This window comes from Pseudomonas sp. BIGb0381, from assembly GCF_024809815.1.
GTDB lineage: Bacteria > Pseudomonadota > Gammaproteobacteria > Pseudomonadales > Pseudomonadaceae > Aquipseudomonas.
The window spans coordinates 66,624-89,008 of record NZ_JANUEN010000008.1; the positions used below are offsets into that span (position 1 = coordinate 66,624).

The 22,385-nt window shown below is 61.5% G+C and carries 18 protein-coding genes; 7 read left to right on the forward strand and 11 right to left on the reverse strand.

Features of this window, described 5'->3' with window-relative positions; genetic code table 11:
* Positions 1–60: 60 nt before the first annotated feature.
* Positions 61–960, forward strand: coding sequence for a LysR family transcriptional regulator (locus tag M2397_RS20740; protein ID WP_131699108.1), 900 nt, complete (start codon positions 61–63; stop codon positions 958–960).
* Between the two features lie 240 nt (positions 961–1,200).
* On the opposite strand, the gene M2397_RS20745 is transcribed toward M2397_RS20740, so the two are convergent.
* The 10 genes from M2397_RS20745 to bioB form a co-directional block, all read right to left on the reverse strand.
* A complete protein-coding gene (locus M2397_RS20745; protein WP_131699107.1) occupies positions 1,201–2,979 on the reverse strand; it encodes an acyl-CoA dehydrogenase C-terminal domain-containing protein in 1,779 nt (592 codons plus the stop codon).
* A 122-nt stretch (positions 2,980–3,101) separates the two neighbouring features.
* The gene (locus M2397_RS20750; RefSeq protein ID WP_259244329.1) at positions 3,102–4,871 is read right to left on the reverse strand and encodes an acyl-CoA dehydrogenase C-terminal domain-containing protein; all 1,770 of its coding nucleotides are present in this window, start codon (positions 4,869–4,871) and stop codon (positions 3,102–3,104) included.
* A 90-nt stretch (positions 4,872–4,961) separates the two neighbouring features.
* Complete coding sequence (locus M2397_RS20755) at positions 4,962–6,251, reverse strand: diguanylate cyclase (protein WP_131699105.1); 1,290 nt, start codon at positions 6,249–6,251, stop codon at positions 4,962–4,964.
* Positions 6,252–6,455: 204 nt separating this feature from the next.
* The gene (locus M2397_RS20760) at positions 6,456–8,261 is read right to left on the reverse strand and encodes a phenylacyl-CoA dehydrogenase (protein ID WP_131699104.1); all 1,806 of its coding nucleotides are present in this window, start codon (positions 8,259–8,261) and stop codon (positions 6,456–6,458) included.
* A 253-nt stretch (positions 8,262–8,514) separates the two neighbouring features.
* On the reverse strand, positions 8,515–8,796 hold the full coding sequence (locus M2397_RS20765; protein ID WP_053131056.1) for a hypothetical protein: 282 nt from the start codon (positions 8,794–8,796) through the stop codon (positions 8,515–8,517).
* A 106-nt stretch (positions 8,797–8,902) separates the two neighbouring features.
* Positions 8,903–9,583: a dethiobiotin synthase gene (gene bioD, locus M2397_RS20770; RefSeq protein ID WP_131699103.1), complete on the reverse strand. Its 681-nt coding sequence runs from the start codon at positions 9,581–9,583 to the stop codon at positions 8,903–8,905.
* Complete coding sequence (gene bioC, locus M2397_RS20775) at positions 9,580–10,392, reverse strand: malonyl-ACP O-methyltransferase BioC (RefSeq protein WP_131699102.1); 813 nt, start codon at positions 10,390–10,392, stop codon at positions 9,580–9,582. The genes bioD and bioC overlap by 4 nt, the downstream gene beginning before the upstream one ends.
* Positions 10,385–11,116, reverse strand: a complete 732-nt coding sequence (locus M2397_RS20780; protein WP_259244330.1) for an alpha/beta fold hydrolase — start codon at positions 11,114–11,116, stop codon at positions 10,385–10,387. The genes bioC and M2397_RS20780 overlap by 8 nt, the downstream gene beginning before the upstream one ends.
* Entirely contained in the window at positions 11,109–12,290 is a 1,182-nt protein-coding gene (gene bioF, locus M2397_RS20785; RefSeq protein ID WP_259244331.1) for an 8-amino-7-oxononanoate synthase, read from the reverse strand. The genes M2397_RS20780 and bioF overlap by 8 nt, the downstream gene beginning before the upstream one ends.
* A gap of 46 nt (positions 12,291–12,336) precedes the next feature.
* Positions 12,337–13,392, reverse strand: a complete 1,056-nt coding sequence (gene bioB / locus M2397_RS20790) for a biotin synthase BioB (protein WP_010207025.1) — start codon at positions 13,390–13,392, stop codon at positions 12,337–12,339.
* 92 nt (positions 13,393–13,484) lie between these two features.
* Here bioB and M2397_RS20795 point away from each other — a divergent pair, with 92 nt between their 5' ends.
* The 5 genes from M2397_RS20795 (at position 13,485) to rarD (ending at position 19,184) form a co-directional block, all read left to right on the forward strand.
* On the forward strand, positions 13,485–14,222 hold the full coding sequence (locus M2397_RS20795; RefSeq protein ID WP_259244333.1) for a ComF family protein: 738 nt from the start codon (positions 13,485–13,487) through the stop codon (positions 14,220–14,222).
* Positions 14,223–14,274: 52 nt separating this feature from the next.
* Positions 14,275–15,039, forward strand: coding sequence for a TOBE domain-containing protein (locus M2397_RS20800; RefSeq protein ID WP_259244334.1), 765 nt, complete (start codon positions 14,275–14,277; stop codon positions 15,037–15,039).
* 79 nt (positions 15,040–15,118) lie between these two features.
* Positions 15,119–17,017, forward strand: coding sequence for a PhoX family phosphatase (locus tag M2397_RS20805; RefSeq protein WP_259244335.1), 1,899 nt, complete (start codon positions 15,119–15,121; stop codon positions 17,015–17,017).
* Positions 17,018–17,196: 179 nt separating this feature from the next.
* Positions 17,197–18,171, forward strand: coding sequence for a serine/threonine protein kinase (locus tag M2397_RS20810; RefSeq protein WP_015886213.1), 975 nt, complete (start codon positions 17,197–17,199; stop codon positions 18,169–18,171).
* Between the two features lie 128 nt (positions 18,172–18,299).
* On the forward strand, positions 18,300–19,184 hold the full coding sequence (gene rarD / locus M2397_RS20815) for an EamA family transporter RarD (RefSeq protein ID WP_131699096.1): 885 nt from the start codon (positions 18,300–18,302) through the stop codon (positions 19,182–19,184).
* A gap of 219 nt (positions 19,185–19,403) precedes the next feature.
* On the opposite strand, the gene M2397_RS20820 is transcribed toward rarD, so the two are convergent.
* A complete protein-coding gene (locus M2397_RS20820; protein ID WP_145336852.1) occupies positions 19,404–19,916 on the reverse strand; it encodes a glycine cleavage system protein R in 513 nt (170 codons plus the stop codon).
* A 266-nt stretch (positions 19,917–20,182) separates the two neighbouring features.
* On the opposite strand from M2397_RS20820, the gene M2397_RS20825 reads away from it, so the two are divergent.
* Complete coding sequence (locus tag M2397_RS20825) at positions 20,183–22,360, forward strand: malate synthase G (RefSeq protein ID WP_131699094.1); 2,178 nt, start codon at positions 20,183–20,185, stop codon at positions 22,358–22,360.
* Positions 22,361–22,385: the final 25 nt, after the last annotated feature.

A 22,385-nucleotide genomic window follows, 5' to 3' on the forward strand; every position in this document is an offset into this window, starting at 1 on the left:
TAGGCGCCTCGGCGGCCATCGGCCATTTCGATTTTCCAGCTTTTTCGATAAGTAAGTCTTATGGATTTCAAGCAACTGCGTTATTTCGTCGCGGTGTATGAAGAAGGCCATGTGGGCCGTGCCGCTGAACGCCTGTCGATCTCTCAGCCGGCGCTCTCACAACAGATCCGCCAGTTGGAGCGCAACCTCGATGTGAGCCTGTTCGAGCGCAGCAGCAAACGCCTGCTGCCCACCCTGGCCGCCCATACGCTGTACAACCATGCCTTGCCGCTGATCGATGGCATGCAGCAAGCCATCGAAGCCTTGCGTAACTTCAAGGGTCAGGCCATGCGCACCCTGGCCATCGGCGTGCTGCAAACCGTGCACACCAGCCTGGTCCCGCAAATGCTCGAGCGCGTGCGCAAGGCCCAGCCGCACCTGGTGGTGCAGATCTACGAATTGACCGGGCTTGAGATTGAACGGCGATTGCTTAACGGCTCGCTGGACATCGGCATCAGCTACCTGCCGCCACGCCAGCCGGGGCTGCACGGCGTGTTGCTGTATGAGGATGAGCTGAAGGTGGTCATCCCGGAAGATCATCCGCTGCGCGAATTCAAGAAAGTCTCGCTGAAGCAGGCGGCCGAGTTGCCGATGTTGCTGTTGGGGGAGGAGTTTCAAGTCAGGCAGATCTGGCAAGGCCAGCTCGCAAACCTTGGGCGACGGCCCCAGGTTCAGGCGGAGCTCAATACCATGGTGGGGATTCTCGACAGCTTGCCTAACACCCAATTGGCAACGGTGCTGCCGGGGCGCTCTCAGGACGAGCACAACAGCCAAATGCTGCTGTGGAAACCCTTGAGCGAACCGAGGGTGCCGCTGAAAGTCGGGCTGGTCTGCCGCGATGTACAACGCCAACAGGCGACGGTGGCACTGTTACGCACGTTGCTGGAAGACGTGATGAATGCGCCGCCGGCCCTGGCTTGAAATTCGGCGCCTGACTTTTTCGCAGGCAAAAGAAAACCCCGCCGAAGCAGGGCTTTGCAGACTGTTTCCCTAACATCCATTTCACTCCGCCATCCTGGCAGAATCCTACGTGTCCGTGTTGTTGCTTTGCGCTTCCTGCGCGACGTCCATGTGAAGTAGATTATCTGTGGATCCAATTTGGCGATAGAGGACGATTAGCAGTACGTCATGTAAGAGAATGCTTACACGCCCTCCAAGCCCTTAGAACAGTGCCTCATCCAGCAAAAACAGGGATTCGCTACCGGCTTTTACCGACGCACTCAGCGAGTGAATACGTGGCAACAGACGCGCAAAGTAGAAGCGCGCGGTGCCCAGCTTGCTGGCGTAGAAGTCTTCCTCCGTCTCCTTGCCCCACGCGGCCTTGGCCATACGCGCCCACATATAGGCGTAGGCCATGTAACCAAATGCATGCAAATACTCCACCGAGGCTGCGCCGATCTCGTTCGGGTTGGTCTTGGCGCGATCCAGCACCCAGGCGGTCAACTCGTCCAGGTTATCCACCGCCGCGCTCAGCGGTTGGCTGAACTCAGCCAGTTCGGGCCCCGCCGAGGCGATGAACTGGCGAATCTCGTCGGCGAACAAGGTGTAGAACGCACCGCCGCTGCCGACGATCTTGCGCCCCATCAAGTCCAGTGCCTGAATGCCGTTGGTGCCTTCGTAGATCTGGGTGATGCGTACATCACGCACCAGTTGCTCCTGGCCCCACTCACGAATGTAACCGTGGCCGCCAAACACTTGCTGGCCGAGCACGGTGGTTTCCAGGCCCAGATCGCTGAGGAACGCCTTGGCCACCGGCGTCAGCAACGCCACCAGGTTATCGGCCCGCTCGCGGGCAGCGGCATCTTCACTGAACTTGGCGATGTCCAGCTGCGTCGCCACGTAGGTGGAGAACGCGCGACCGCCTTCGTTCGCGGCTTTCATGGTCAACAGCATACGGCGCACATCGGGGTGGACGATGATCGGGTCGGCCACCTTGTCTTTGGCCTGGGCACCGGTCGGCGAGCGGCTTTGCAGGCGGTCGCGGGCATATTCAATCGCGTTCTGGTAGGAGCGCTCGCCGGACGCCAGGCCCTGGATACCCACGCCAAGACGCTCGTAGTTCATCATGGTGAACATCGCCGCCAACCCACGGTTAGGCTCGCCCACCAGATAGCCCACGGCTTCGTCGAAGTTCATCACGCAGGTGGCGGACGCCTGGATACCCATCTTGTGTTCGATGGAGCCGCAGCTCACCGGGTTACGCGCGCCCAGGCTGCCGTCGGCGTTGACCATGAACTTCGGCACCAGGAACAGCGAAATCCCCTTGGGACCGGCCGGTGCGTCCGGCAGTTTAGCCAGCACCAGGTGAATGATGTTCTCGGTGAGGTCGTGTTCACCGCCAGTGATAAAGATCTTGGTCCCGCTGATCGTGTAGGAACCGTCTGCCTGCGGCTCGGCCTTGGTGCGGATAATCCCCAGGTCGGTACCGGCGTGTGCTTCCGTCAGGCACATGGAGCCGGCCCACTCACCGGAATACATCTTCGGCAGGTAGGTGGCCTTGAGCTCTTCACTGGCGTGAGTGTTGATCGACACACAGGCGCCGGAGGTCAGCATCGGGTACAGGCCAAACGCAAGACTCGACGAGTTGATCATCTCTTCAACCTGGGCCGATACAGCCTTGGGCATGCCCATGCCGCCAAACACGGGGTCACCGCCTACGCCGACCCAGCCACCTTCAGCGTAGGTTTTGTAGGCCTGTGGATAACCATCCGGAGTAAATACCGCCGTATTATCCCAGCGGCAGCCCTGCTCATCGCCACCGCGGCTGAGCGGGGCGATGGATTTGGCGGTGACCTTGCCGGCTTCTTCGAGGATGGCCTCTACGGTTTCGGCGTCAACGCTGTCTGCCAATGCCGGCAATTGGGCCCAAGTGGTGGCGACCTCAAAGACTTCGTTGAGGACGAAGCGCATATCACGCAGCGGCGCTTTGTAATCAGCCATGGCAAACCTCGTGAGAACGTGAAAAGTGATTCGATAGGATCGGTTTTACAGGCTCCGAGTGTACCCGAACAACTTTTCAGACACATAGGGTCCACTTGTGACTGGCTGGTATTTTTAAGTCATCACAGCGCAAACGACTCCGCAGGCAGACTCATCAGGCATTCGCTGCCCGCTTCCACGGCGGCGCGATGGGTTGCGGTACGTGGCAGCAGGCGCTTGAAGTAGAAGTCGCAGGTGGCCAGCTTGGCCTTGGCGAAGTCTGTGTCATCGTGCGCCAGCGCTGCAATGGCCATCCGCAGCCACAGGTAGCCGAGGATGATGTAACCGCTGTACATCAAGTAATCCACAGCCGCCGCGCCCACTTCATCAGGGTTTTTCATGGCCGCCATACCGACTTGGGTCGTCAGCTCGCCCCACTCCTGATTCAGTTGATTGAGCTGCACCACATAACCCTTGAGCTGCGCATGGTCGGCATTCGCCGCGCAAAACTTATGCACAATCCTGGTAAAGCCGCGCAGCAACTTGCCCTGGCTGCCCAACACCTTGCGCCCCAGCAGGTCGAGGGCCTGGATGCCGTTGGTGCCTTCGTAGATCGGCGCAATCCGCGCATCGCGTGCCAGTTGCTCCATGCCCCACTCACGAATGTAGCCATGGCCGCCGAATATCTGCATGCCGTGGTTGGTCACCTCCAGCCCGGTGTCGGTCATAAAGGCTTTGCAGATTGGGGTAAGAAAGGCCAACAGGTCTTCGGCCTCCTGGCGCTGGTCGGCGTCGCTGCTCAGGTGCGCGGTGTCGAGCAACTGTGCAGTGAAATAGGTCAGTGCGCGGTTGCCCTCGTTGAAGGCTTTCATGGTCAGCAGCATACGGCGCACATCGGGGTGCACGATGATCGGGTCGGCGGCTTTCTCCGGGGCCTTGGCGCCGGTCAGCGCGCGCATCTGCAGGCGATCGTTGGCGTACTTGATCGCGCCCTGGAAGCTCGCTTCGCCATTGCACAGGCCCTGCATGCCGGTACCCAGGCGGGCGTGGTTCATCATGGTGAACATGCAGTTGAGGCCTTTGTTCGCCTCGCCAATCAAAAAGCCCTTGGCGCCGTCGAAGTTGAGCACACAGGTAGCCGAGGCCTTGATGCCCATCTTGTGCTCGATGGAGCCACAGTGCACTGCGTTGCGCTCTGCCGAATCCGTATGGAACTTGGGCACGATAAACAGCGAGATACCTTTGGTGCCCGCCGGCGCATCCGGCAGCTTGGCCAGCACCAGGTGGATGATATTGGCGCTCATGTCGTGCTCACCGGCCGAGATGAAGATCTTGCTGCCGGTGATCGCATAGCTGCCATCCGCCTGGGGCACGGCGCGGGTCTTGATCAGCCCCAGGTCGGTGCCGCAATGGGCTTCGGTCAGGCACATGGTGCCGGTCCATTCGCCGGCGGTGAGTTTGCTCAGGAACGTGGCCTTCTGCTCTTCGGTGCCGTGGGCGTGGATCGCCGACATGGCGCCGTGGGTCAGGCCCGGATACATGCCCCACGAGGTGTTGCTGGAGCCGATCATCTCGCTGAGCACCAGGCCTAACGATTGCGGCAGGCCCTGGCCACCGTAGGCCGGGTCTGCCGCCACACCGTGCCAGCCGCCCTCGACGTACTGGGCGAAGGCTTCCTTGAAGCCCTTGGGGGTGGTCACCACGCCATTGTCGAAATGGCAGCCCTCTTCATCACCACTGCGGTTGAGTGGCGAAAGCACGTTCTCGCAGAATTTCGCGCCTTCTTCCAGGATTGCACTGACCATGTCCGGGCTGGCGTCCGTGGCGCCCAGGGCAGCGTAGTGGCCGTGGAAATCAAACACGTTGTCGATCAGAAAGCGCATGTCGCGCAGGGGAGCTTTGTACTCAGGCATGGCGATGTCTCCGGCAGCAGATCCTTTCAACCTACTTCCGGCCGGCGCCACGGACAATCATTGTAGAACCGCTGAATACACCGCCATCACTCAACCGGCAGCGCTTTGCATGCGCACCGCGCCACGGCGGGTCTGCCCGGCCGCAACCACACAGTTACGCCCCGCGCCCTTGGCGGCGTACAGCGCCTGGTCGGCGGACTTGAGCACTTCTTCCGCCGTACGCTGGTCGATCTGGCGTTCGGCCACGCCGATGCTGACCGTCACCGACACACTCGACGCGCCGCTGCCCGCCCGGCGTTGACGGCCTTGTTGATCATCCTGGGGTCGGTCCGAGTTGCGCAGCTTGATGTCGTAGTTGGCGACGATCTCGCGGATTTCTTCCAGGTGCGGCATGCACTCATCCAGGGTCTTGCCGGCAAACACCACGGCGAACTCTTCACCGCCGTAGCGGTAGGCACGCCCACCACCATTGACCTTGGACAGCTTGCTCGCCACCAGGCGCAGCACCTGGTCGCCCACATCGTGACCATGGGTGTCATTGAAGCGCTTGAAGTGATCGACGTCGGTCATTGCCAGCACATAGTTGCGCCCCAGCCGCTGCATGCGTTCATTCAAGGCACGGCGCCCCGGCAGGCCGGTCAGTTCATCGCGGAACGCCATTTGATAAGCCTCGTGGGCCACACCGGCGGCGATCATCAGCATGACCTGGCTGCACATGATATTCAGCGTGAACGGCAGGATGAAGGTCTGCGGCAACATCCAAAACATCCCCAGCAAACCCACCAGTTGCGCTGCATGCAGCGGGCGCGGCTGGTACCAGTATTGCGCCGCCAGGGTGAGGAAGCCGATCAGGAACATCGGGTATGACAGTTGGATAAGGCTCATCCAGGTCCCATGCAGGGCGGGCCAGCGGATCTCCGCCAGCCAGTTCAGCAGTGCCTGGGGATAACTTTGCTCCAGAGCCAGCGCCACGCTGCCAATTGCCAGCAGCACCGCACAACGGGCGACGAAGTCGCGGAACAGATGGGTCTTCTCCTGCCACAGCGCGTAGATGCTGAACAGCAGCGGCAATAACAGGCAACACAGGTGAAACACCACGGCCGCGTCTTCGCGCACGCGGCCATTGTCGCGGTAGTAGTCAGTCTGGGTATCGAGCAGGAAATAGGCGATGTACACCGTGATCATCAGGAACAATTCACGCTGACGGCGATACACCGCGCAGTACGAACCGCCCAGCAACAGCACCAGGGTCGGCAACACATTGAACAGTGAAGTGAAGAAGACGCTGAGGTCCTTGACGTACGCAGCCGAGAGCCCGGCCAACAGCAGCAGTAACGAAGGGAGAAAGTGACTGAAACGTAAAGCAGACACGCGTGACAAGGGTAAAACTCCGACCCGCAAAAAGTAGTGGCACTGTGCCTTGATGCGGACAGTTAAGCACAACCCGCCCGTTGTGTATCACATTGCCATCACTGTAACGGCAGCCGGAAGCAATCCCTGAGCGCTGTACTGTGTTTTTTATCCCCCAATGAAAAAACCGCCGCTCCCAAGGGAAGCGACGGTTTCAGATGAACCCGGTAAGGCTTAGTAAGCCAGGCCGAAGTCTTCTTCTTTCATGTCCATCAGGTTATTGGCGCCCGACAGCATGGTGGCCACGTGGGTACGGGTACGCGGCAGGATGCGCTGGAAGTAGAAGCGCGCAGTTTGCAGCTTGGCGGTGTAGAACGCTTCTTCGCTGGTACCGGCAGCCAGTTTTTCGGCCGCCAGGCGTGCCATGTCGGCCCAGAAGTAAGCCAGGCACGCGTAACCGGAGTACATCAGGTAGTCCACCGAGGCAGCACCCACTTCTTCACGGTCCTTCATCGCAGCCATGCCGACCTTCATGGTCAACTCGCCCCACTCTTTGTTCAGTGCAGCCAGCGGCGTCACGAATTCCTTGACCGCTTCGTTGCCTTCGTTGGCCTGGCAGAACTTGTGCACGATCTTGGTGAAGCCCTTGAGCGCTTCGCCCTGGGTCATCAGCACTTTACGGCCGAGCAGGTCCAGCGCCTGGATACCGGTGGTGCCTTCGTACAGCATGGAGATACGGCTGTCGCGAACGTTCTGCTCCATGCCCCACTCGGCGATAAAGCCGTGGCCGCCATAGATCTGCACGCCGTGGTTGGCGGATTCAAAACCGACTTCGGTCATGAACGCCTTGGCAATCGGGGTCATGAATGCCAGCAGGCCGTCGGCCTGTTTCTTGGCCTCGTCGTCGGTGCCGTACTTGACGATGTCCACTTGCTTGGCAGTGAAGTACACCATCGCACGGTTACCTTCGGCGAAGGCTTTCATGGTCAGCAGCATGCGGCGCACGTCGGGGTGCACGATGATCGGGTCAGCGGCCTTTTCCGGCGCTTTCGGGCCAGTCAGGGAGCGCATTTGCAGGCGATCGCGGGCGTATTTCAGGCCGCCCTGGAAGCCGATCTCGGCGTGGGCCAGGCCTTGCAGCGCGGTGCCCAGGCGAGCGGTGTTCATAAAGGTGAACATGCAGTTCAGGCCTTTGTTCGCCGGGCCGATCAGGAAACCGGTGGCCGCGTCGAAGTTCATCACGCAGGTGGCGTTGCCGTGGATACCCATCTTGTGTTCCAGGGAACCGCAGCTCACCGCGTTGCGCGCACCGATCGAACCATCGGCTTCAGGCAGGAATTTGGGCACGATAAACAGCGAGATGCCTTTGGTACCGGCCGGTGCGTCCGGCAGGCGGGCCAGCACGATGTGGACGATGTTGTCGGCCATGTCGTGTTCACCGGCCGAGATGAAGATCTTGGTGCCGGAGACTTTGTAGGAACCGTCGGCCTGAGGCTCGGCCTTGGTGCGCAGCATGCCCAGGTCGGTACCGCAGTGTGGCTCGGTCAGGCACATGGTGCCGGTCCATTCGCCCGACACCAGCTTGGTCAGGTAAGCCTCTTGCTGCTCGGGGGTGCCGTGCTCGGAAATGGTGTTCATCGCACCATGGGACAGGCCCGGGTACATGCCCCACGACCAGTTGGCTTCGCCGACCATTTCGCTCACGGCCAGGCCCAGGGATTCCGGCAGGCCTTGGCCGCCGTGCTCCACGTCGTGGGCCAGGCTTGGCCAGCCGCCTTCGACGAATTGTTTGTAGGCTTCTTTGAAACCAGCAGGGGTTTTAACGCCAGACTCACTCCAGGTGCACCCTTCGATGTCACCCACGCGGTTCAACGGTGCCAGCACTTGCTCACAAAACTTGGCGCCTTCTTCGAGAATGGCGTCAACCATGTCCGGGGTAGCGTCCTGGCAAGCCGGCAGGCTCTGATAGTGCGCTTCATAGCCGAGCAGTTCGTCACGAACGAAGCGAATATCACGCAAGGGGGCCTTGTAGTCAGGCATAGCGATAAACCTCTGCTGATGTATCTGGAATGAACAACCGCGTGGATGTGTTGTGGCGGTCAAACAGGTGTTTGAAACATACGTTTACGACCTGGGGATGTCAAGCGTCGTCCAGACACCGTTTGTCATGACGCGGGTCAATGCCAGGCACGGCGAGGCCTGCGGCGGGATGCCACAAGGTGTTCAGAAGAAAATGGAGGATTGCGCAAGAGTGACCAGCCCCCAGAAAGAAGCCGGTCGTACGCAAGAGGGGTTAAGCGAAGGTGTCGATCAAGGTGCCAAGCATTTCGTCCGAAGCCTTGGCGACCTTGGCGCCCAACTCCACTTGAAACTTGCCTTGGGCCATTTCGACCATATTGCTCGCCGAATTCGTCGGCTGGGCGCGGTCATTGGCTTGCAGCCGGTCGCTCTGTGCGTCCGACGGCTGAGTGGTCGCGGTGCTGGCAATTCTGCCGGCGGCCTGGTCGACACGGCTCTGCCCGGCCTGAATAGTGCTCAGCCCCGAGTAAAACGCGCTGCTGCCAGAGATTTCCATGGCTTTAACCTGCCTTTAGAGAATCGTGAAGTTGAATTGAAGCAGACATCCTGGCAAAAAGCCCGTCAAAAACACTAATGGCATAATGCCTTGTCGATAGCCAGAATCAGTCAAGCAGGTCCAGTTGCAGGTGCTCAGCCACCGCTTCGGCGCTGGCGTGCTTGAGCTTGGGCACTCGGCCCAGGCACGGCGCGGGCAAGCGTTCGGCCAGGGTCGCGAGGTTTTCTTCCAGACGAGAGGTCTTGGGGTCGATGATATTCGCCACCCAACCGACCAAGGGCAAACCGTCCCGTGCGATGGCTTCGGCGGTGAGCAAGGCATGGCTGATGCAACCCAGGCGCACGCCCACCACCAGGATCACCGGCAGTTGCAGCGCTATGGCCAGGTCCGACAGGTTGTCCTGGTCGGCCAGCGGTACGCGCCAGCCGCCTGCGCCTTCGATAAGGGTGAAATCCGCTTGTCGCGCCAGGATCTGCTGCATGGGTTTCAACAACGACTGCACCGTCAGCGCGACGCCGGCCTCTCGCGCAGCCAGGTGCGGGGCGATGGCGGGTTCGAACGCCACCGGGTTGACCTCGGCATAACTCAACGGCAATGAACACTCGGCCAGCAACGCCAGGGCATCGGCGTTGCGCAAGCCCTTGGGCGTAACTGCGCAACCGGAAGCCACGGGTTTTCCAGCCGCAGTGCTTTTGCCGGCAAGCCGCGCGGCGTGCAACAGGCCCGCGGCGATGGTGGTCTTGCCGACATCCGTGTCGGTGCCGGTGATGAAATAAGCGGCGCTCATAGGGGCTTCTCCAGGACGGCGTACACCACTTGATAAGTGGCCGGCAGTCCCTCGGCCTGACGGAACTGCTCGTAGGCGTCTACCAGTGCAGCAATCCGCGCACGGCCCGTCAACCCTCCCGGGCGGCCCGGATTGAGATTGTGCGCCCCCAGCGCCTTGAGCTCATGGGTCAGGCTGCGCACATCCGGGTAATGCAGCACATGGGGACGCCGCTCCAGGCTGAGCACGCGCAAACCACTGGCCGCGCACAACTGCTGGTACGCCTCGAAGGTGCGAAACCGGTTGACGTGCACCAGGCCATCCGCCGCCCGCCAGCTTTCGCGCAGCTCATCCAGCGTCCCGACGCACAAACTGGCGAACGCCAGCACGCCACCCGGTTGCAGCACGCGATAGGCCTCGCTGAGCACCGCCTCGAAGTTCGCACACCATTGCACCGCCAGGCTGGAGAAGATCAGCCCGCAGCTGCCATCCTTCAAAGGCAGACGCTCGGCATCGCCCGCGATGAAATACTCAGCACCACCCAAAGGCCGTGCGTGATCGAGCATGCCTTCGGCAATATCCAGCGCCACACCTTGGCTCGCTGGCAACAACTCACCCAGCACGCGGCTGAAATAACCCGTACCGCAGCCCATATCCAGCCAACGTCGTGGCGCACACGCTGATGGCAGACGGGACAGCAGCTCATGCCCCACCGCTCGCTGCAACTCGGCGACACTGTCGTAACTGGCCGCCGCACGGGAAAACGATGCCGCCACCTGGCGCTTGTCCGGCAAGGCGCCCGGCAGTGGGGGAAGGGATAAATCAGTCATCAACGCACTCATGCAAAAAAGCCTGGATGGCCCCCGCTACACCGTGGGGGTCTTCCAGAAGAAAAGCGTGACCAGCCTGTTCAATCAGGCCGATTTCCACATCAGGCAGCAGCGCCAGCAGGTCGCTGGCGGCTTCGGCAGGTACCAATCCGTCCATGCCAGCGAACAGATGCAACTGCGGGCCGCGATAGGCCAGCAAGGCGTCGCGGGTATCCAGTTGGGCCAACAATTCCAGGCCGTGCATCAACACGCTGGACGCTGAATTCGGCGCGCCACTGACCAGCAGGCGCGACAGCCCACGCGGGTCTTCGGCGCCTTTGGCGCACAACAGGCCGAAGCGCTTGAGGGTGACTTGGGAATCGGCGTGGCAGCCAGCCAGGAATGCATCGAAAGTCTCGGCGGGCATCGCGTGGGGCCAGCCTTCGTGGGCGACAAAACACGGGTTGCTCGCCAGGGTCAGCAAGCCGCAGCAACGCTCGCCGCGCCGCGCCGCCAGCTCGGAAGCAAGCATGCCGCCCAAGGACCAGCCGCCCAGCCAGGCGTTGTCAGGCAGGGTGGCGTCGAGTTCGTCGAGCCATTCATCGAGGTCGCTGGAATCGAGCGCCGGCAACGGCTCGATCTGCACCTGCAGGTGTTCGTCCAGGCCACGCAAGGCGGCGGCCAAAGGCTCCAGCGGCGATACCCCGAGGCCCCAGCCGGGCAGCAAGATCAGTCGATCACGCATGGTCGGCCTCCGTGGCACCAGACAAGCGGAAACACTCTTCCAATGCGTTTAACAATAGCTGCACCTGCGCTTCGCTGTGGGCGGCGGTCAAAGTCACGCGCAAACGCGCGCTGCCGGCGGGTACGGTGGGCGGGCGGATCGCGGTGACCATCAGGCCCCGCTCACGCAGCATCTGCGACAGGCGCACAGCTTTGGCACTGTCGCCGATCAGAATCGGCTGGATCGGTGTAAAGCTGTCCATCAAGTCCAGGCCAAGCTGCTCGGCGCCCTGGCGGAACTGACGAATCAAGCGGTCGAGGTGCTCGCGCCGCCAATGTTCGGTGCGTAGCAGCTCCAGGCTTTTCAGGGTAGCGCAGGCCAGCGCCGGCGGTTGGCTGGTGGTGTAGATATACGGCCGGGCAAACTGGATCAGGCTTTCAATCAAATCCTCACTGCCCGCGACAAACGCCCCGGCCGTGCCGAACGCTTTGCCCAGGGTGCCCACCAGTACCGGCACGTCGTCCTGGCTCAAGCCGAAATGCTCGACGATCCCGCCGCCATTAGCGCCGAGCGGACCAAAGCCGTGGGCATCATCCACCATCAACCAGGCGCCTTTGGCCTCGGCTGCACGGGCCAATGCCGGCAGGTCGGCCAGGTCGCCGTCCATGCTGAACACGCCATCGGTGACCACCAGCGTATTGCCAGTGGCTTTCTCCAGGCGCTTGGCCAGGCTGGTCGCGTCGTTGTGCAGGTAGCGATTAAAGCGCGCACCGGAGAGCAAACCGGCATCCAGCAGCGAGGCATGGTTGAGACGATCTTCCAGCACCGTATCGCCCTGCCCCACCAACGCCGTGACCGCACCGAGGTTGGCCATATAGCCGGTGGTAAATAGCAGCGCCCGCGGGCGGCCGGTGAGGTCGGCCAGCGCCTCCTCCAGCTCATGGTGCGGCGTGGCGTGGCCAACCACCAAGTGCGAGGCACCGCCGCCCACGCCCCAGCGGGACGCCCCGGCGCGCCAGGCCTCGATCACTTGCGGGTGATTGGCCAGGCCCAGGTAATCGTTATTACAGAATGCCAGGAGGGGTTGACCGTCAACCACCACTTCCGGGCCTTGAGGGCTCTGGAGCAGCGGGCGTTGACGGTAAAGGTGTTCGGCACGGCGGGCAGCGAGGCGCGCGGAAAGATCAAAAGACATGCAGGCCTCGGGGTGGCAGGTGCAACTCGGTCAAAACAGGTGGGAATCAAACAACGGCGTTATAGAACTGCTCGCTGCTCTTCTGCTCCACCAACGCCTGTTCAATCGCCGCCTGGTGCACTTCATCCGCATGCTCTTCACGGGCTTCCGGCAGGATGCCCAGGCGCGAGAACAGTTGCATGTCCTTGTCGGCCTGCGGGTTGGCGGTGGTCAGCAGTTTGTCGCCGTAGAAGATCGAGTTGGCACCGGCAAAGAACGCCAGGGCCTGCATCTGCTCGTTCATCGCTTCACGGCCGGCGGACAGGCGCACATGGGATTGCGGCATCAGGATACGCGCCACAGCCAGCATGCGGATGAAGTCGAACGGGTCGATGTCCTCGGCGTTTTCCAGCGGCGTTCCGGCAACTTTCACCAGCATGTTGATCGGCACCGACTCCGGATGCTCCGGCAGGTTGGCCAACTGGATCAGCAGGTTGGCGCGGTCGTCGAGGGACTCGCCCATGCCGAGGATACCGCCCGAGCAGATCTTCATTCCCGACTCACGCACGTAGGCCAGGGTTTGCAGGCGCTCGCTGTAGGTGCGGGTGGTGATGATGCTGCCGTAGAACTCCGGCGACGTGTCGAGGTTGTGGTTGTAGTAATCGAGGCCCGCCTGGGCCAGGGCTTCGGTCTGGTCCTGGTCGAGACGGCCGAGGGTCATGCAGGTTTCCAGGCCCATGGCCTTTACGCCTTTGACCATCTGCAGCACGTAGGGCATGTCTTTGGCCGACGGGTGCTTCCAGGCGGCACCCATGCAGAAACGGGTCGAACCGATGGCCTTGGCGCGGGCAGCCTCTTCAAGGACCTTCTGCACCTCCATCAGCTTTTCTTTTTCCAGGCCAGTGTTGTAGTGGCCCGACTGCGGACAATATTTGCAATCTTCCGGGCAGGCGCCGGTCTTGATCGACAGCAGCGTCGACACCTGTACACGGTTGGCATCGAAGTGCGCGCGGTGCACGGTCTGCGCCTGGAACAGCAGGTCATTGAACGGTTGCACGAACAACGCTTTGACTTCGGCTAAAGACCAATCGTGACGCAAGGTGGCGGTGGTGCTGGCGCTCATGGGCGATTCCTTGATTATGCTTTGGCAAGCGCTGCGGGAAGGGCAATACCCACAGGCACGACACGGATGCTCGGCATATTTAAGGAAGACTCATGCACTGTCAACCAATACGAAAACGCGAAGTTTACATCTGGTTAAAAAACACACAGAAATGCTTAATCTGCGACGAGGCGACTGAAACAGCCGACTGTGTCTGCAACGCTTGCGAAACCGAGCTGCCCTGGCTGATGGAGCATTGTGAAGTCTGCGCCTTGCCTTTGGCGATGGACGGCCTGGTCTGCGGCCAATGCCTGAGACAACCGCCCGCCTTTAAACAGGTGATCGCCCCCTGGACCTACAGCTTTCCCGTGGACACCCTGATCAGTCGCTTCAAGCACCAGGCACGCTGGCCCCTCGGGCATATGCTGGGGCGCTTGTTGGGGCACTACTTGCAACATCGCTTCGACAACCACCCACTCACCCGCCCGGACATTCTGTTGCCGGTGCCCATGGCCCGCGGGCGCCTGCGTGAACGGGGCTATAACCAGGCGCTGATGCTGGCGCGCTGGCTCAGTGCCGACCTGAACCTTCCCCACGATGAACATCTGTTGCTACGCCCTTATGAAACCGTCGCGCAGCAAGCCCTCGACGCCAAGACGCGCAAACGCAACCTGCTCAACGCCTTCGCCCTGGCCCCTGGCGCCGAGGTGCGCGGCCGCCACCTCGCGTTGGTGGACGACGTGCTCACCACCGGTGCCACTGCCCACAGCCTGGCGCGGCTGTTGATCAACGCCGGAGCGCGACAGGTGGACGTGTACTGCCTGGCCCGCACGCCAAAGCCTGGTACTTGACTCTCATGCCTCGCGGCCGCAACGTCCGCTCATCCCAACACAGCGTACGCCCATGTCTCTACCGACTCTGCTCAGCCAACATATTGTCCGCCGTCCCCAGCGTATCGCCCTGCTGGGGCATATCGCCGAACAGGGCTCCATCACCCGCGCAGCCAAAAGTGCGGGCTTGAGCTACAAGGCCGCCTGGGACGCCATTGATGAGCTGAACAACCTGGCGCAAAAACCCTTGGTCGAACGCAGTGTCGGCGGCAAGGGCGGCGGCGGGGCCCGACTCACGGCCGAAGGTGAACGGGTGTTGCGCCTCTATCAACGCCTGCAAGTGTTACAGGCGGAAGTACTCGGCTCGGACGAAGCCGCCAGCGACTTCAACCTGCTCGGCCGCTTGATGCTGCGCACCAGCGCCCGTAACCAGTTGCATGGCCAGGTCATTGCGATTGAACAGCATGGCCGCAACGACCTGATTCACTTGCAGCTCGCCGGTGGGCTGACCCTGGCGGCGCAAATCACCCATGACAGTACGCAACGGCTGGAGCTGGAGGTTGGCGTGGAAGTCGTTGCGTTGATCAAGGCCGGCTGGCTGGAATTGCTGGCACTCGATAAGCCTGCAACACCTGGACACAATTGCGTGAGTGGAACCGTCGACGCGATTCTCGACGCCGAGGACGGCCCCACCGAAGTGCGCATCGCCCTGCCTAATGGCCAGGTTTTATGCGCCTTGGCGCAGCCCGCCGAGCTCAAGACACTGGACGCCGCCGCAGGCCGGACACTCCAAGTGCAATTTGCCCCCAGCAATGTGCTGCTCGGCACGCCGGTCTAAGCCGAGTAGCGCTTCAAACTGCAACAATTTCGTCACGCCCGCTCCTTATGGTGTCTGCAAAAACCGCAGGGAGCCTGAGATGAGCCTATTAGAAGAAAACCAAGCCACCGACCTCGAACACATGGTCGGCCTCACCCGCCGCCGCTTCATCGGTGCCGGTGCCCTGTGCGGTGCCGCGATGTTCCTCGGTGGCAACCTGCTGAGCCGCAGCGCCCTGGCCGTCAACGCCGCCTCCGCCAGCCCGCTGCTGGGCTTTACCAGCATCGCCGCAGCCACCAGCGACGCCATCACCCTGCCGCCGGGCTACAGCGCTTCGGTGCTGATCAGCTGGGGCCAGCCGCTGCACAAGAACGCCCCGGCCTTCGACCCATCCGGCAATGGCACCGCCAAAGCCCAGGAACAACAGTTCGGCGACAACAACGACGGCATGAGCCTGTTCGCCTTCCCCGGCGACGACAACCGCGCGCTGATGGCGATCAACAACGAATACACCAACTACCGCTACCTCTACGCCCACGGCGGCGCACCGCAATCGGCCGAAGACGTACACAAGGCCCAGGCCAGCGAAGGCGTCTCGGTGATCGAAGTGCGGCGCAAGGGCGATACCTGGCAGTTCGTCCAGGACTCGCGCTACAACCGCCGCATCCACGGCAATTCACCGATCCGCCTGAGCGGCCCCGCCGCCGGCCACGAATGGTTGAAAACCAGCGCCGACACGTCCGGCAAAAAAGTCCTCGGCACCTTCCAGAACTGCGCCAACGGCAAGACCCCATGGGGCACTTACCTGACCTGCGAAGAGAACTTCACCGACTGCTTCGGCAGCAGTAACCCGCAGCAAGTGTTCGACGCCGGGCAGAAACGCTACGGTGTGGTGGCCGCCAGCAAAGAGATCAACTGGCACCTGCACGACCCGCGCTTCGACATGGCCAAGAACCCCAACGAACTCAACCGCCACGGCTGGGTAGTGGAAATCGACCCGTTCGACCCGCAATCCACCCCGGCCAAACGCACCGCCCTGGGCCGTTTCAAGCACGAGAACGCCGCCCTCGCGGAAACTCGTGACGGCCGCGCCGTGGTGTACATGGGCGACGACGAACGCGGCGAGTTCATCTACAAGTTCGTCAGCCGCGACAAGATCAACCACAAGAACCCCAGGGCCAACAAAGACCTGCTCGACCACGGCACCTTGTACGTGGCCATCTTCGATGCGGGCGATGGCAACGCCGATCATCCGAAAGGCAAAGGTCAATGGGTCGAGCTGACCCATGGCAAAAACGGCATTGACGCCAATACAGGCTTCGCCAGCCAGGCCGAAGTGCTGATCCACGCACGGCTGGCCGCCAGTGTGGTGAAAGCCACACGCATGGACCGCCCGGAATGGATCGTGGTCAGCCCTACCGACGGCCAGGTCTATTGCACCCTGACTAACAACGCCAAGCGCGGCGAAGACGGCCAGCCGGTGGGTGGGCCCAACCCACGCGAGAAAAACGTCTACGGCCAGATCCTGCGCTGGAAGGCCAACGCCGATGACCATGGCGCAGCGGACTTCAGCTGGGACCTGTTTGTGGTGGCCGGCAACCCGGGCGTACATGCCGGCACGCCAAAAGGCGGCTCGTCGAACATCAACCCGCAGAACATGTTCAACAGCCCCGATGGCCTGGGATTCGACAAGGCTGGGCGCCTGTGGATTCTTACCGATGGCGACTACAGCAACGCCGGCGACTTCGCTGGCATGGGCAATAACCAGATGCTCTGCGCCGACCCGAGCACCGGGGAAATCCGCCGTTTCATGGTCGGGCCGGTAGCGTGTGAGGTGACGGGCATCAGCTTCTCGCCGGATCAGAAAACGCTGTTTGTGGGGATTCAGCACCCAGGCGAAACCGGTGGCTCGACGTGGCCGGAGCACCTGCCGAATGGCAAGCCGCGTTCGTCGGTGATGGCGATTCGGCGCGATGATGGCGGGATTGTCGGCGCCTGATAGACCGCTATCGGGGGCAAGCCCCCTCCCACACTGGACCGCATTCCTAAAGGATAAACGCGGTCACCTGCGGGAGGGGGCTTGCCCCCGATGACAATGGCACAGGCGCCCCCTATCTCCAGCCTGGTGCGTTACCATACCCGGCCGGACGCGGCGCCCTGCTGCGCGCAGGAGTTCGCATGGCCCATCCGTTTGAAACCCTCACACCCGATCTGGTACTCGACGCTGTCGAAAGCATCGGTTTCCTCAGCGATGCTCGCGTTCTGGCGCTCAACAGCTACGAAAACCGCGTATATCAGGTGGGCATCGAAGACTCCGAACCGTTGATCGCCAAGTTCTACCGCCCCCAGCGCTGGACCAACGAAGCGATCCTCGAAGAACACCGTTTCACCTTCGAGTTGGCCGAGTGCGACGTGCCGGTGGTCGCGCCGATGATTCATAACGGCGAAAGCCTGTTCGAACACGCGGGTTTCCGCTTCACCCTGTTCCCACGCCGTGGCGGCCGAGCACCGGAGCCGGGCAACCTTGACCAGCTTTATCGCCTTGGGCAGCTACTCGGCCGCTTGCACGCCGTGGGTTCCACCCGCCCGTTCGAACACCGCGAAGCCTTGGGTGTGAAGAACTTCGGTCATGACTCTCTCAATACGTTGCTCGAAGGCAATTTCATTCCCAAGAGCCTGCTGCCGGCCTACGAGTCCGTGGCCCGCGACCTGCTCAAGCGTGTGGAAGAGGTGTACAAAGCCACGCCCCACAAGAACATCCGCATGCACGGCGATTGCCACCCCGGCAACATGATGTGCCGCGATGAGATGTTCCACATCGTCGACCTCGACGACTGCCGCATGGGCCCGGCGGTGCAGGACTTGTGGATGATGCTTGCCGGTGATCGCCAGGAATGCCTGGGCCAGCTGTCGGAACTGATGGACGGCTACCAGGAATTCCACGACTTCGACCCACGCGAACTGGCGCTGATCGAACCGCTGCGCGCGTTGCGCCTGATGCACTACAGCGCGTGGCTGGCACGGCGCTGGGATGACCCGGCGTTCCCCCACAGCTTCCCGTGGTTCGGCAGCGAACGGTATTGGGGCGACCAGGTGCTGGCACTGCGTGAGCAACTCTCAGCGCTCAACGAAGAACCCCTCAAACTCTTCTGATTGCTTTGTGTGGGAGGGGGGCTTGCCCCCCTCCCACACAAAGCAGACCGCATTACCAATGCCAGTCCCATTGGTTGACAAATATCCTTACAATCGCGCTTTGTTAGCTGCCTAAGCAAGGATTACGCATGCAAGCCGCCAACCCCCGCAAGGGGTACATCCTGGGCCTGAGTGCCTATGTCATCTGGGGTCTGTTCCCGCTCTACTTCAAAGCCATCGCCAGTGTGCCCGCCGCTGAAATCATCGTGCACCGGGTGCTCTGGTCGGCGCTGTTCGGTGGTTTGCTGTTGACGGTGTGGAAGCACCCGGGCTGGTTCCGCGAACTGCGCGACAACCCCAAGCGCCTGGCAATCCTGGCACTCAGCGGTTCGTTGATTGCCGGTAACTGGCTGACCTATGTGTGGTCGGTGAACAGCGGGCGCATGCTCGAAGCGAGCCTGGGTTACTACATCAACCCGCTGGTGAATGTGCTGCTGGGCATGCTGCTGCTTGGCGAGCGCCTGCGTCGCCTGCAATGGGTGGCCGTGGGGCTGGCCGCAGTGGGTGTGGCGCAACAGGTGTGGCAGGTGGGCAGCTTGCCGTGGGTGTCTTTGGTGCTGGCGCTGACCTTCGGTTTCTACGGCCTGATCCGCAAGCAGGCGCCGGTCAAGGCGCTGCCGGGGCTGGTGGTGGAGACCTGGATGCTGGTGCCGATTGCGGTGGCCTGGTTGTTGTTCAACCCGTCGGCCCACAGTGCGCAACTGGCGTTCTGGAGCACATCCGAAGCCTGGTGGCTGGTGGCGGCCGGCCCCGTAACGTTGATCCCGCTGGTGTGCTTCAACGCCGCCGCACGGCATTTGCCTTACACCGCTTTGGGCTTTTTGCAGTATGTGGCACCGACGCTGGTGTTGCTGGAAGCGGTGCTGCTGTTCGGCGAGCACCTGGCGTCGAGCACGCTGATCGCGTTTGCCTTTATCTGGGCCGGGCTGGTGGTCTACAGCGTCGATGCCTGGTTGACCGTGCGCAAGCGCTGATCAAATAACGCACAAACCTCTGCAAGCCCCAGCCGGCTTGGCTTGCAGAGATCCACCCCAAGGTTATCCACAACCTGATCCCCGCCATTTGTGCACAAGCCCTTGAAACTGCTCGTTTTTTGCTCAGCCCGCGCAGAAGCCCGGTCGGCGTGGCCTGGCGCCGGGTCTCTACAGGTTATCCACAGGCCCATGCAAGATTTCCATGCATAACCTTGTGGGTTATTCCTCGCTACGCAACTCCACCATCAGGTCATCGGCCAAGGTTTCCAGCGACTCCTGCAACTTATCCAAGGACAACGTCGACGGCACCTGCAACAACGCCTCCGCGCTGAACAGCGGGTCACCGCTCATCGGGGCCGGCCGTACATCGGTGCTCAGGCGTTCCAGGTTCACACCCTGCTTGCTCAACAGCGCGGTAATCTCACGCACGATGCCCGAGCGATCATTGCCGACCAAGGTCATCACGATGGGTTTGGACGCCGATGCCTGCCCGGTACTGCCCTCTCCTACCAGCACGCGAATGCCGTGGGTGGATAAGTCTTCCAGCGCCCCTACCAGCGCCTGACGGCTTTCCGCAGGAACGCTGACCCGCAGGATCCCGGCAAACTGCCCGGCCATATGCGCCATTCGGCTTTCCAGCCAATTGCCGCCGTGGGCCGCAATGTTCTGCGCGATGCGTTCTACCAGGCCGGGTTTGTCGGCGGCAATAATAGTGAGTACAAGATGGTCCATGGCGAAGCCCTCTGAATTCAATCTACAAGGTGGACTCGGAAGCCCGCGAAAACAAATCGTGTACCATTTTTATATTTATCTGGAACAATCTAATAGTTTTTTGAGAACATCCGATTCTCCGCTGTGACCGTACGACCAAAGTGGGTCGCTAAACGACGTATTTAGTCTAATTTTCACAACCGCAAGTCATCATGTAGTATGCCCTCCCGAGCACTACATAATGAAAATCTGAATCAGCGCATAAGCTCCGCAGAGTGAGGCAAGCAATGACTGAACACGTTCAAGTCGGTGGCCTGCAGGTCGCCAAAGTCCTGTTCGACTTCGTGAACAACGAAGCCATTCCCGGTACCGGCATCACTGCCGATCAGTTCTGGGCCGGTGCCGACAAGGTCATCCACGACCTGGCTCCGAAGAACAAAGCCCTACTCGCCAAACGCGACGATTTCCAGGCGCGGATCGATACCTGGCACCAGACTCACGCCAGCCAGGCCCACGACCCGGTGGCCTACAAAGCCTTCCTGCAAGACATCGGATACCTGCTGCCAGAAGCCGCAGACTTCCAGGCCTCGACCCAAAACGTCGATGACGAAATTGCCCGCATGGCCGGCCCGCAACTGGTGGTGCCGGTGATGAACGCCCGCTTCGCCCTCAACGCTTCCAATGCGCGTTGGGGCTCGCTGTACGACGCCCTGTATGGTACCGATGCCATCAGCGAAGCCGACGGCGCCGAAAAGGGCAAGGGCTACAACAAAGTGCGTGGCGACAAGGTGATTGCCTTCGCCCGTGCCTTCCTCGACGAAGCCGCGCCACTGAGCGCCGGCAGCCACGTCGATTCCACCGGCTACAAGATCGTCGACGGCATGTTGATCGTCAGCCTCAAGGGTGGCAGCAACAGCGGCCTGCGTGACGATGCGCAGTTGATTGGTTTCCAGGGCCCTGCGGCCGAGCCGATCGCGATCCTGCTGAAACACAACGGCCTGCACTTCGAAATCCAGATCGACGCCAGCACCCCGGTCGGCCAGACCGATGCCGCCGGCGTCAAAGACGTACTGATGGAAGCCGCACTCACCACCATCATGGACTGCGAAGACTCCGTCGCCGCCGTCGATGCCGATGACAAGGTGGTGATCTACCGCAACTGGCTCGGCCTGATGAAGGGCGACCTGGCCGAAGAAGTGGCCAAGGGCGGCAAGACCTTCACCCGCACCATGAATGCCGACCGCGTCTACACCGGCGTCGACGGCAAGGACGTGACGCTGCACGGCCGTTCCCTGCTGTTCGTGCGCAACGTTGGCCACTTGATGACCATCGACGCGATCCTCGACAAAGACGGCAACGAAGTACCCGAAGGCATCCTCGACGGCCTGCTCACCAGCCTGGCAGCGGTCCACAGCCTCAACGGCAACAACACGCGCAAGAACAGCCGCACCGGTTCGGTCTACATTGTGAAGCCGAAGATGCACGGCCCGGAAGAAGCCGCGTTCACCAACGAGCTGTTCGGCCGCATCGAAGACGTGCTGAACCTGCCGCGCAACACCCTCAAGGTCGGGATCATGGACGAGGAGCGCCGCACCACGGTCAACCTCAAGGCCTGCATCAAGGCGGCCAGCGAGCGCGTGGTGTTTATCAACACCGGCTTCCTCGACCGCACCGGCGACGAAATCCACACCTCCATGGAAGCCGGCGCGATGGTGCGCAAGGCGGCGATGAAGGCGGAAAAATGGATCGGTGCCTACGAGAACTGGAACGTCGATATCGGCTTGAGTACCGGCCTGCAAGGCCGTGCGCAGATAGGTAAAGGCATGTGGGCGATGCCCGACCTGATGGCGGCGATGCTCGAACAGAAAATCGCCCACCCACTGGCCGGCGCCAACACCGCCTGGGTGCCATCGCCGACGGCAGCCGCACTGCACGCGCTGCATTACCACAAGGTCGACGTGTTCGCACGCCAGGCCGAACTGGCCAAGCGCGAGCGTGCGTCGGTGGACGACATCCTCACCATTCCCCTGGCCAGCAACACCGATTGGTCCGACGAAGAAATCCGCAACGAGCTGGACAACAACGCCCAGGGCATCCTCGGCTATGTCGTGCGCTGGATCGACCAAGGCGTGGGTTGCTCGAAAGTGCCGGACATCAACGATGTCGGCCTGATGGAAGACCGCGCCACCCTGCGCATCTCCAGCCAGCACATTGCCAACTGGCTGCGCCACGGCATCGTCAACGAAGCCCAGGTGATGGAAAGCCTCAAGCGCATGGCGCCGGTGGTGGACCGTCAGAATGCCGGAGATGCGTTGTACCGCCCACTGGCGCCGGATTTCGACAGCAACATCGCGTTCCAGGCAGCGGTGGAGTTGGTGATTGAAGGGACCAAACAGCCGAATGGCTATACCGAGCCGGTGTTGCACCGTCGGCGTCGGGAGTTCAAGGCTAAAAACGGCCTGTAAATGAAAAAGCCCTGATCGTGAGATC

Excerpts from the sequence above, each read along its gene's own strand:
- M2397_RS20805 (WP_259244335.1), top strand. The coding sequence starts at position 15,119 with ATGAGCCTATTAGAAGAAAACCAAGCCACCGACCTCGAACACATGGTC.
- M2397_RS20765 (WP_053131056.1), bottom strand. The coding sequence starts at position 8,796 with ATGGAAATCTCTGGCAGCAGCGCGTTTTACTCGGGGCTGAGCACTATT.
- M2397_RS20820 (WP_145336852.1), bottom strand. The coding sequence starts at position 19,916 with ATGGACCATCTTGTACTCACTATTATTGCCGCCGACAAACCCGGCCTG.
- rarD (WP_131699096.1), top strand. The coding sequence starts at position 18,300 with ATGCAAGCCGCCAACCCCCGCAAGGGGTACATCCTGGGCCTGAGTGCC.
- bioF (WP_259244331.1), bottom strand. The coding sequence starts at position 12,290 with ATGTCTTTTGATCTTTCCGCGCGCCTCGCTGCCCGCCGTGCCGAACAC.
- M2397_RS20760 (WP_131699104.1), bottom strand. The coding sequence starts at position 8,261 with ATGCCTGACTACAAGGCCCCCTTGCGTGATATTCGCTTCGTTCGTGAC.
- M2397_RS20780 (WP_259244330.1), bottom strand. The coding sequence starts at position 11,116 with ATGCGTGATCGACTGATCTTGCTGCCCGGCTGGGGCCTCGGGGTATCG.
- M2397_RS20740 (WP_131699108.1), top strand. The coding sequence starts at position 61 with ATGGATTTCAAGCAACTGCGTTATTTCGTCGCGGTGTATGAAGAAGGC.
- M2397_RS20810 (WP_015886213.1), top strand. The coding sequence starts at position 17,197 with ATGGCCCATCCGTTTGAAACCCTCACACCCGATCTGGTACTCGACGCT.
- M2397_RS20825 (WP_131699094.1), top strand. The coding sequence starts at position 20,183 with ATGACTGAACACGTTCAAGTCGGTGGCCTGCAGGTCGCCAAAGTCCTG.
- M2397_RS20795 (WP_259244333.1), top strand. The coding sequence starts at position 13,485 with ATGCACTGTCAACCAATACGAAAACGCGAAGTTTACATCTGGTTAAAA.
- bioB (WP_010207025.1), bottom strand. The coding sequence starts at position 13,392 with ATGAGCGCCAGCACCACCGCCACCTTGCGTCACGATTGGTCTTTAGCC.
- bioC (WP_131699102.1), bottom strand. The coding sequence starts at position 10,392 with ATGACTGATTTATCCCTTCCCCCACTGCCGGGCGCCTTGCCGGACAAG.
- M2397_RS20750 (WP_259244329.1), bottom strand. The coding sequence starts at position 4,871 with ATGCCTGAGTACAAAGCTCCCCTGCGCGACATGCGCTTTCTGATCGAC.
- bioD (WP_131699103.1), bottom strand. The coding sequence starts at position 9,583 with ATGAGCGCCGCTTATTTCATCACCGGCACCGACACGGATGTCGGCAAG.
- M2397_RS20745 (WP_131699107.1), bottom strand. The coding sequence starts at position 2,979 with ATGGCTGATTACAAAGCGCCGCTGCGTGATATGCGCTTCGTCCTCAAC.
- M2397_RS20800 (WP_259244334.1), top strand. The coding sequence starts at position 14,275 with ATGTCTCTACCGACTCTGCTCAGCCAACATATTGTCCGCCGTCCCCAG.